Origin of the sequence: Asticcacaulis sp. (assembly GCF_020217185.1) — a bacterium.
Classification (GTDB): domain Bacteria; phylum Pseudomonadota; class Alphaproteobacteria; order Caulobacterales; family Caulobacteraceae; genus Asticcacaulis.
This window is the reverse complement of record NZ_JAIWNX010000195.1, coordinates 1-10,000: the sequence shown is the minus strand read 5'-3', so window position 1 is coordinate 10,000 and position 10,000 is coordinate 1. Positions and strand designations below refer to the sequence as shown.

The following is a 10,000-nucleotide window of genomic DNA, read 5'->3' as shown; positions in this document are numbered from 1 at the left end:
CCATTAGCTTTCTTTAGGCTCCCGTTAACCACCGTTAAGCCAAGATTCGCCGCAACTGCCAATTGACTGGCTATCCGTGCGCGCCAGAACGCCGCCGGGGCTTTGAAGGGGAACCTCCATGAAGGCGTCACGTTTTGTCGTAATGGGCATAGCCGCGGTCGCAGCGCTTCTGCTGGCGCTGGTCGTGCGCGGCATGATCGGCGGCAATGGCGCATCCAACGCCAATGCCTCGCAAAAGGTTTCAGCCGAGGCCTCCGCCGTGAAGGTGCTGGTCGCCGCGCGTCACCTGAAGGTGGGGGAACGCATCGCCGAAGCCGACCTGACGTGGAAAGCGTGGCCGGAAGACGGCATCACCGAGTCCTATTTCACCGACCGGCCGGTAACGCCTGTCGCCCCTGCCGAAGCCAAGTCCGCCGAAGACAAGGCGCTGGACAAAAAAGTCCAGACCGGGGCCGCTAAGGTCGTCGATGCGGCTGATAAGGTGCTGAACCCGACGCGCGGCATGGACGCCGTGCTGGGCGGCGTGGTGCGCGAGGAAATGCTGGCCAATGAGCCGATCGTGGCGCGCAAGGTCGTGCGCGCCGATGCGGGCGGTTTCATGGCCGTCATGCTGGCTCCCGGCATGCGCGCCATGGCCGTGCCGGTGACCGTCGAAAGCACGGCGGGCGGCTTCATCCTGCCCGGCGACCGCGTCGATATCGTCGTATCGATGGAGGTCCAGAATAATGGCCAAAGCTCGCACGTGGCCAAACCGGTCCTGCGCAATGTCAAGGTGCTGGCCGTCGATCAGACGGTCGAAGCCAAGTCCGATCAGCCCTCGGTCATCGGGGCCACCGCCACCTTAGAGGTTCGCCCCGAAGAGGGCGAGGCTCTGGCACAGGCCAAGGCGCAGGGGCCGTTGTCGCTGATGCTGCGCTCCTACGCCGATGTCGGGGGCCCCTCCGGTCGCGTCGGGCCTTCCCCAGCCGGCGCCGGCAACAAGGTGGTCGTCTATCGCAATGGCCAGGGCACCGATGTGCCGGTATCCCGATGAGAGTTTCGATGAAGAGACGTTTTGACATGGCACGCGCCCCTCTCGCCTTCACCGTTTTTGCCGCTGGCCTGCTGATGAGCAGTCTGGCGGCCACCGGCGTTCAGGCCGCCCCCAAGCCCTACACCTCGCTGGGCAGCCCCATGAGCGTGCAGACCCAGACCTCAGGTGCCCGCACGCAGGTGCTCAACCTCGCCAAAGGGCGCTCGGCGGTGATCGACCTGCCTGTGGACGCTGCCGACGTCTTCGTCTCCAATCCGGCGGTCGCCGACGCCGTGCTGCGCACCCCGCGCCGTATCTTTGTTCTGGGGGTCACCGCCGGTCAGTCGGACGCCATCTTCTTCGACGCCACAGGGCGTCAGATCCTCAACCTTCAGGTCCGCGTTGGCGTCTCCACCGATCAGTTGTCGGACACGGTGCGCAAGCTCTATCCGCAGTCAGATGTGCAGGTGCAGAGCGTCAATGGCTATGTGATCCTGTCGGGCGTGGTGGCGAACGCCAGCGAGTCCGAGGCCATTCAGCGCCTGTCGGTGGCCTTTGCCGAAAAGCCGGAAAACATCATCAACATGCTGGCCATCGCCGGTAAGGATCAGGTCAGCCTGAAGGTGCGCATCGTCGAGGTCCAGAAGTCCTCGATCAAGCAGATGGGCTTCAACTTCAACGGCCTGTCCGGTCAGACCGGCGAAGTGCAGTACGCCCTGCAGAACACGCCGACCTATGGCACCAATGGCAAGGCGCTGGGCGGCATGAAGATCGGCTATGCCGACAACTTGCTGTCGGCCTCGCTTCAGGCCTTTGAGCGCGTCGGTCTGGTGCGCACCCTTGCCGAGCCCAATCTGGCTGCGGTTTCCGGTGAATCGGCCAAGTTCCTGGCGGGCGGGGAATTCCCCGTGCCCGTGGCCAAGGATGCTCAGGGTCGCATCACCGTTGAATTCAAGACCTACGGCGTCGGCCTGGGCTTTACACCAGTGGTGCTGTCGAACGGCACCATCTCATTGAAGCTTTCGACCGAGGTTTCGGAAATCGTCAATACCGGTGCCTTCACGCTGGATGACACCTTCACCATTCCCGGCCTGTCGGTGCGGCGCGCCGAAACCACCGTCGAACTGCCATCGGGCGGCTCCCTGATGATCGCCGGGCTGCTGCAATCAAAGTACAAGCAGAGCATTGACGCCCTGCCCGGCATGACCACGATACCGGTGCTGGGGGCCCTGTTCCGCTCACGCGACTTCCTCGATGAGCAAACGGAAATGGTCGTCATCGTCACGCCCTATATCGTTTCGGCGAAGTCGCCGGACGCCTTCCAGACCCCGGCCGACAATTTCCAGGTCGCCTCTGACCTCGAATCCGTTTTCCTCGGACGTCTGAACAAATCCGTGCGTGCCAAGCGCGGTGAAGTCGCCGAAGCGCCGCCTCCGGCCGGCAGCTATCAGGCCCCCATCGGCTATGTGATCGAATAGGAACCCGCGACATGCCCATGAACCGCCCGGCCACCTTCAGACTCACCGCCCTTGTCCTCGGCACTGCCCTGCTGTCGGCCTGCGCCTCAAACACCCCGCCCAGCCTTCAGTCTCTGGCACCGACGCCGCTTGACCATTATCCGCTTCAGGCCGAGTCGCGCACCGACGCCCTGCATTTCAAGATCCACCCCAAGAGTGGCCTGTCCGAAAATCAGCGCCGCGCCCTTGATCAGGTGGCCCGCAAGGCCAGTTGGAACGGCGGCCAGGCGGTGGACATCACCATCCTGACCGCCAATACGCCCGACGCCCTGCGCGCCGGGGCGGCCATTCGCGCCTATTTCAACGACCATCAGGTCAGCGTCCACGCCGTATCGCAAACGACCAGCGCAAGCCAGCCGGCCGATGTGGTCAGCCTGATCACGCGGGAATACCGCGCCGTGGTCAATGACTGTAATCAGGAATGGGAAAATCTGGCGGCCACCCGCCACAATGCCGCGCCTCAGAATCTGGGCTGCGCCATCAATGCCAATCTGGCGGCGCAGATCGACGATCCGCGCGATATCGCCGCGCCGCAGCCTGCGACACCCGGCGACGCGGGACGCCGCAGCATCATTATCGACAAGTATCGCAAGGGCGAGGTTACCTCGGCGGCCAAGGATGATGCCGCCAAGAGCAATGTCGCCCAGGTCATCAAGTGAGCCCGTCCATGTCCTCTACTGCCAGACAGACCGACCCGTTCGACAGCTTCGACGACGCCGACGACAGCTTCACCCAGAATTACGAGGCGGCAGATGCCCTTGATCTGGGCGACCCTTTCGAGGATCTGCCCGAAGAGGATCTGCACCCGCTGACGCCCGCGCCGGGTCTGCCGCGTCAGGCCCTGACCGCCGCCAGTTTCGCCGCCGTCGAGCCCACGGATGAACTCGGTGCGGTATCCATCCCGCGCATCGGCATCCACTTCTTCCCCGAAAATGACGCAACGCTTCAGGCCTGCGACACGGCGGCTCTCGACCGTCGCATGGCGCGTGCCCAGTCGCTGGTCCGCCGCGGTGGCATCGAAGAAGCCATCGCTGTCTATCAGCACGAACCGACTCCGTCGCTGCTGATCGTCGAATCGAAGCAGGCGGCGCATGGTCTGCTGGAACAGCTTGGGCGGCTGGCCGAAGTCTGCGACACCAATACCAAGGTGGTCGTGATCGGCGCGCACAACGACATTTCTCTGTACCGCGAACTGATCCGTCAGGGTGTGTCGGAATACATGGTCGCACCGGTCAAGCCGCTGCAACTGATCAAATCCATCTCTACCCTGTTTAACGATCCGGAAACGCCGTTCGTCGGCCGCGCCATTGCCTTTATCGGCGCGCGCGGCGGGGCCGGCTCCTCCGTTCTGGCGCATAATTTCGCGCACAGCCTGTCGGAAGTGATGCAGGCCAATACGGTCATTGCCGATTACGATCTGCCGTTTGGCACCGCCGGGCTCGACTTCAATCAGGACCCGCTGCAAGGCATGGCCGACGCTCTGAACGAGCCCGACCGCCTCGATCAGGTGCTGCTGGACCGTATGCTGACGCGCTGTACCGAACGCCTGTCGCTGTTCTCGGCCCCGGCCTCGCTCGATCAGGACTATCTGGCCGATGAGGAGGCCTTCGAAGAGGTGACGCGCAAGGTGCGTTCCGTCGCGCCGTTCATCGTGATGGACCTGCCGCACGTGTGGACGCCGTGGCTGAAGAAATGCCTGATCGCCGCCGATGAGGTGGTGATCGTCGCGACACCGGACCTTGCCAGTCTGCGCAATGCCAAGAACCTGATCGAACTGCTGAAATCCTTCCGCCCGAACGATAACCCGCCGCGCGTCGTCCTCAATCAGGTCGATATGCCGGGCCGTCCGGAAATCCCGGTCAAGGACTTCACGGCGGCCCTGGGGGTTGCCCCCGCCTGCACCATCGCCTTCGATGCCAAGACCTTCGGTCAGGCCGCCAATAACGGCCAGATGATCGGCGAATGCGCCCCGGCGTCCAAGGCGCACGAGGCGCTTCTGACCCTGACCACCACCATCACCGGCCGCACTGCGGAAACGAAAAAGAAGGCGGCCTCCACCTCGCTGATCGGGAAATTCTTCCCGAAGAAGAAGTGAGGCTGACAGGTGTTCGGAAAGCGCCCCACGGATTCATCGGGTAAGCCTGCCGGCTTCGGCGCCGCGCGCGCGGCCGCCCCGTCACCGGGCGCGCAGGCCGCCGCACAGATGCGCCCTCAGGCGCTGGGTGGTGGCAACGCCTCCGCTGATAAGCCCAAGGACATCAAGGGTGCGCCACCGCCTGCCAAGCCAGCCGGCGATATCGCTACGCGCCCGCAGGGCTTGGCCGACACCCCTCAGGCCAGCGAAGACCGCCGCAGCAGCGACAAGCCCGCCGTCAAGGGCGGCAAGCTGGCCGCCGGTATCGACCAGATGCACAAGGCGCAGGCGGTTACCGAGATCGTGCGCGAGCAATCGGACTATTATCACGCCACCAAGACAGCGATCTTCAACGCGCTTCTGAACACCATCGACCTGTCGCAACTGGCGCAACTGGACCAAAAGGCGGCATCAGAGGAAATCCGCGACATCGTCTCGGAACTGGTGACGATCAAGAACGTCTCCATGTCCATCGCCGAGCAGGACGCGCTGGTTCAGGACATCATCAATGACGTTCTGGGCTATGGGCCGCTCGAACCACTGCTGGCGCGCGACGACATCGCCGACATCATGGTCAATGGCGCCGGCCGCGTCTTCATCGAAGTCTCCGGCAAGGTGCAACTGACCAATGTTCGCTTCCGCGACAATGGGCAGTTGATGAACATCTGTCAGCGCATCGTGTCGCAGGTCGGTCGCCGCGTCGATGAAAGCTCGCCCATCTGTGACGCCCGTCTGCCGGACGGTTCGCGCGTTAACGTCATCGCGCCGCCCCTGGCGCTCGATGGCCCGACGCTCACCATCCGGAAGTTCAAAAAAGACAAGCTGACCATGCGCAATCTGGTGGAGTTCGGCTCCATCAGTCCGGAAGGGGCGCGCGTACTGGGGGTCATCGGGGCGTCGCGCTGTAACGTGCTGATCTCCGGCGGTACGGGTTCGGGCAAGACGACGCTGCTCAACACCATGACGGCCTTCATCGACCCGACCGAGCGCGTCATCACCTGTGAAGACGCCGCCGAACTGCAACTTCAGCAGCCGCATGTGGTGCGTCTGGAAACCCGTCCGCCCAACCTCGAAGGTCAGGGCGCGATCACCATGCGTGATCTGGTCAAGAACTGTCTGCGGATGCGTCCTGAGCGCATCATCGTCGGCGAAGTGCGCGGCCCAGAGGCCTTCGACCTCCTGCAGGCCATGAACACCGGCCACGACGGCTCTATGGGCACGCTGCACGCCAACTCCCCGCGCGAAGCCATTTCGCGTCTGGAATCGATGATCACCATGGGCGGTTATGGCCTGCCGTCGCGCACCATTCGCGAAATGATCGTGGGCTCGGTGGACATCATTGTTCAGGCCGCCCGCCTGCGCGACGGTTCACGCCGCATTACCCACATTACCGAAGTGCTGGGCCTTGAAGGCGACGTCATCATCACCCAGGACCTGTTCCTGTACGAGATCGAGGGCGAAAACAAGGAAGGCAAGATCATCGGTCGCCACCGTTCGACCGGGATCGGTCGTCCGCGCTTCTGGGACCGCGCGCGTTATTATGGTCTGGAGCGCGAACTGGCGGAGGCGCTCGATGCTGCGGAATAAGCCCGTCATCTCCTTCTGTGAAGCCGGTGACCGGCTATGATGATCGTCCTCATCGCCTTTCTGAGCTTTGTTATCCTCGCGTCGCTCGGCTTCGTGCTGACCGGTGGTGGCGGCTCCGAGGTTGCGACCAAGCGCGCGCAGGCCATCGCGGTAGGCGCCACCTCGGCCGCCAAGCGCAAGAGCCAGCGCACCGCCGCCAGCCGCACCCCTGAGGAGCGCCGCAAGCAGATTTTGCTGCAACTCAAGGAATCCGAGCAGCGCGAACGCAAGGCGCGTCTGTCACTGACGGCGCGTTTGCAGCACGCAGGCCTCACCCCCAATGTGAAAACCTTCTGGATTTGGTCCGTTGCCGGGGGCCTGATCGCGGCGGTGATCGTCCTCGTCGTCAGCCGAAACGCTCTGGCGGCGCTGGGTGCCGGTTTCGCCTTTGGCTATGGCGCGCCGCGCTGGGTTCTGTCATTTCTGGCCAAGCGCCGCATCACCAAATTCACCGCCAGCTTTGCCGACGCCATCGACATCCTGGTGCGCGGTATCAAGTCGGGCCTGCCGGTCCATGACGGCCTGAAGGTCATCGCCAGAGAACTGCCCGCGCCTCTGGGGCCGGAGTTTCAGCGCCTGAACGAAAACATCGCCATCGGCATGGGGCTGGACATGGCGCTCGAAAAAATGTGCGAGCGCATGCCGACCCCGGAACTGCGCTTTTTCACCATCGTCATCGCCATCCAGCAAAAGACCGGCGGCAATCTGGCCGAAGCGCTGGGCAACCTGTCGCACGTCCTGCGTTCACGGCGCATGATGCGCGAAAAGATCAAGGCCCTGTCGTCCGAAGCCGTCGCCTCGGCCTGTATCATTGGCGTCCTGCCGCCGGGCGTCGGCACCATGATCTACATCACCAATCCCGGCTATATGGCGCCGCTTCTGTCTGATCCACGCGGCAATCTGATGCTGCTGGGCGGGGCCGTGTGGATGGCCTCCGGCATCCTGATGATGCGCAAAATGATCAATTTCAAATTCTAAGGCGGGTGATTTTCAGATGAAAGACCTGGCCTACACCCTGATGCAACCGGCCAATCTGATCGCCGTGGTGGTTGCGATACTGGCGTTCTTCGCCGTGCTGACGCTGATGCGTTCGTCCCTGTCCGGTGAGCAACTGGACAAGCGGATGAAGGCCGTGGCGCAACGCCGCGAAGAACTGCGCCGGCAGGCCCGTCAGTCCATGGTTCAATCCGGCAACAGCGGCCTGCGTCAAACCGATGAAAGCCTCTATAAGCGCATCGTCGATCGCCTGAATCTGAAGACCCTGCTCGAAGACCCCAAGGTGGTGGACAAGCTGGCCATGGCGGGCTTCCGCGGCCCCAAACCGGTCACCACCTTCTACTTCTTCCGTTTCCTGATGCCCTTCGTTCTGGGGGCGTTTGCGGCCTTCTACATCAATGTGGTCAACGATTTCGGTCAGCCGCAGAACATCAAGCTGCTGATCTGCGTTGCCATGTTCGTTGCGGGTTATTACGCACCCAACATCTATATCAGCAATGCCGCCTCCAAGCGCCGCGCCTCGATCGTCGCCGCCTTTCCCGATGCGCTTGACCTGCTGCTGATCTGCGTCGAAGCGGGCATGTCGATCGAAGCCGCCCTGCAAAAAGTGTCGCAGGAAATCGGTTCGGCCTCCATCGAACTGGCTGAAGAACTGTCTCTGTTGGTGGCGGAGCTGTCCTACCTGCCCGAACGCCGCATGGCCTATGAGGGGCTGGCGCGCCGCACCAACTATCCGGGCATCAAGTCCGTCTGTACGGCGATGATTCAGGCCGAAAAGTACGGCACACCGCTCGGCACGGCGCTGCGCGTCATGGCCAAGGAAAACCGCGAGCTGCGCCTGTCGGCGGCGGAAAAGAAGGGGGCGGCCCTGCCCGCACAGCTGACCGTGCCGATGATCGTCTTCTTTCTGCCCGTGCTGTTTGTCGTCATTCTGGGCCCGGCCATTCTCAACATCATGGACATGATGCATAAGAAGTAGACGTCGCGACGGCTTGCGCGGCGAGGCCGGAACATATAAAGAACATGATGACACGCCAGAAGGTCGATCATGTCGCGTTTTCCTGTCCTGCCGCCGACCTATTACCACGCGCATTTCAGCGAAATGCTGGCCTTTGTGCGCGAGGTCTATGCCAGCGTACTGGGTGAGACTGAACACAACTTCATTGCGGATTTTACGGGTCTGAGCCTTGAGGCGCAGTGCCTGTTTATCCGCATGTCGAACCGCAAACGGCCGGTGTTTACGGCCGCTGACCTCGTCTATGCCGAGATCGCTGAGATCGAGTGGCGGCTGGAGGAACTGGCCGAGGCCGGGTTCGCGCGTCGCGCTTGCGCCGAAGATTACCGGTCATGGCTCGATACCCTGACGCGGCCCGTGCTGGAGCAGATGGCGCGTGACCATGACATCCCCCTGTCGCGCCAGTGGTCGAAAGCCCAGGTGGCACGGGCGGTCGAGGCGGCCTTGCCGTTTGACGATTTCGCTGCGGGCTTTTCACAGACCACCTGGGTGCCGGGGCATCGGGAGACGGTGGGCTTCCTGCTCTACCTCTATTTCGGCAAGCTGAGCGACAATCTGACGGCCTTTACCCTGCGGGATCTGGGCGTCGTCTCGGTGCGCGGCCAGACGGCCTATCAGGCGCGTTTCGTCAGCCGTGAGGAGGCGCTGGGCGGCCACGCCTATACGCAGGCGCTACGGTCGTTAAAGGGGGCGACGCCAGAGGATTATCAGCGACTGGCCGAACGCGCCGATACCCTGCCCACCCCCGCCACGCCGTTTGTCGAAGGCCTGCGCGACCGGCTGATGCACGATCTGGGGCGCTTCTTTGAACGCCGGAAGGACACGGATCAGGCCATCGGTTTTTACGCGCAATCGGGCCTGTTCGAGAGTCAGGAACGCACCATCCGGTTGCTGCACGGGCGGGGCGAGACAGAGCGCGTGCTGGGCCTGCTGGAGGCCATGCTCGACGCCCCGGCGCACGATGAGGCCTTCCTGTTCGCCGACGACTTTTACCGCCGCAAGTTCGGCAAGAAACGCACCAGTGCGTTTACCGACCTGCTGCGCAACGGTGAAGAGATCGGTGCCGATGACCTCTATCGCGGCCTGCCGGAGCTGGCGGCCATCCGCCATTACGAGGCGCAGGGCTGGACGGCGCACCACGTCGAAAACGGCCTGTGGCCGGCCCTGTTCGGTCTGCTGTTCTGGGACGAACTGTTTGAGCAGCCGGGATCGCTGGCCTCGGAATTCGACTGGATGCCGCAGGCCCTGAAAGACAATCGCTTCACCGCCCTGTTCCCGCACGCCGTGACAGAGCGTCTGGGCGCGTTGGAAACAGGCCGCGCGTGGCCGCTGATTGCCGATCCACTCGCCCGCCACGAAGGCCGTGAGAATGGCGTCTTCGGCTGGTGGCCGGGTTTAGGGAACCTGCTGCGTGACTTTCTGAGCGCCGCCCCGCGAAAGGCCGTGCGTGACATAATGGCGGCCCTGTGCAGCGATTTTCAGGGCTTGCGCGACGGCTTTCCTGACCTGCTGCTCATCGGTTCGGGCGGCGTCAAATTTATCGAGGTCAAGGGCGAAGGCGATCAGGTGCGCCGGCATCAACTGGCAAGGCTCAACCTGCTGCGGCAGGCGGGATTTGAGGCCGGCATACTGCGCGTCGCCTTCAGCCCCGATCCGGATCAGGTCTATACGGTGGTCGATATCGAGACGACCGGTGGACA

8 protein-coding genes are annotated in these 10,000 nt (G+C 63.1%); all 8 read left to right on the top strand.

Annotation, left to right across the window (positions count from 1 at the left end; all coding sequences use genetic code 11):
* Nucleotides 1-118 precede the first annotated feature (118 nt).
* Nucleotides 119-1,033 (top strand): Flp pilus assembly protein CpaB, encoded by a 915-nt coding sequence (cpaB, locus tag LDL37_RS09650; RefSeq protein WP_290797339.1) that lies wholly within the window; start codon nucleotides 119-121, stop codon nucleotides 1,031-1,033.
* Nucleotides 1,034-1,059: 26 nt separating this feature from the next.
* Nucleotides 1,060-2,490 carry a type II and III secretion system protein family protein gene (locus tag LDL37_RS09645; RefSeq protein ID WP_290797336.1) on the top strand — a complete coding sequence of 477 codons (1,431 nt, stop codon included), beginning with the start codon at nucleotides 1,060-1,062 and terminating at the stop codon, nucleotides 2,488-2,490.
* 11 nt (nucleotides 2,491-2,501) lie between these two features.
* A complete protein-coding gene (locus tag LDL37_RS09640; RefSeq protein ID WP_290797333.1) occupies nucleotides 2,502-3,188 on the top strand; it encodes a CpaD family pilus assembly protein in 687 nt (228 codons plus the stop codon).
* A gap of 8 nt (nucleotides 3,189-3,196) precedes the next feature.
* Nucleotides 3,197-4,624 carry an AAA family ATPase gene (locus LDL37_RS09635; protein ID WP_290797330.1) on the top strand — a complete coding sequence of 476 codons (1,428 nt, stop codon included), beginning with the start codon at nucleotides 3,197-3,199 and terminating at the stop codon, nucleotides 4,622-4,624.
* A gap of 9 nt (nucleotides 4,625-4,633) precedes the next feature.
* Nucleotides 4,634-6,250 carry a CpaF family protein gene (locus tag LDL37_RS09630; RefSeq protein ID WP_290797327.1) on the top strand — a complete coding sequence of 539 codons (1,617 nt, stop codon included), beginning with the start codon at nucleotides 4,634-4,636 and terminating at the stop codon, nucleotides 6,248-6,250.
* 36 nt (nucleotides 6,251-6,286) lie between these two features.
* On the top strand, nucleotides 6,287-7,267 hold the full coding sequence (locus tag LDL37_RS09625) for a type II secretion system F family protein (RefSeq protein ID WP_290797325.1): 981 nt from the start codon (nucleotides 6,287-6,289) through the stop codon (nucleotides 7,265-7,267).
* A 16-nt stretch (nucleotides 7,268-7,283) separates the two neighbouring features.
* Entirely contained in the window at nucleotides 7,284-8,264 is a 981-nt protein-coding gene (locus LDL37_RS09620) for a type II secretion system F family protein (RefSeq protein WP_290797322.1), read from the top strand.
* Between the two features lie 69 nt (nucleotides 8,265-8,333).
* The coding region (locus tag LDL37_RS09615; protein WP_290797319.1) for a VRR-NUC domain-containing protein at nucleotides 8,334-10,000 on the top strand (1,667 nt) is incomplete at its 3' end.

Excerpts from the sequence above, each read along its gene's own strand:
- cpaB (WP_290797339.1), top strand. The coding sequence starts at position 119 with ATGAAGGCGTCACGTTTTGTCGTAATGGGCATAGCCGCGGTCGCAGCG.
- LDL37_RS09645 (WP_290797336.1), top strand. The coding sequence starts at position 1,060 with ATGGCACGCGCCCCTCTCGCCTTCACCGTTTTTGCCGCTGGCCTGCTG.
- LDL37_RS09640 (WP_290797333.1), top strand. The coding sequence starts at position 2,502 with ATGCCCATGAACCGCCCGGCCACCTTCAGACTCACCGCCCTTGTCCTC.
- LDL37_RS09635 (WP_290797330.1), top strand. The coding sequence starts at position 3,197 with ATGTCCTCTACTGCCAGACAGACCGACCCGTTCGACAGCTTCGACGAC.
- LDL37_RS09625 (WP_290797325.1), top strand. The coding sequence starts at position 6,287 with ATGATGATCGTCCTCATCGCCTTTCTGAGCTTTGTTATCCTCGCGTCG.
- LDL37_RS09620 (WP_290797322.1), top strand. The coding sequence starts at position 7,284 with ATGAAAGACCTGGCCTACACCCTGATGCAACCGGCCAATCTGATCGCC.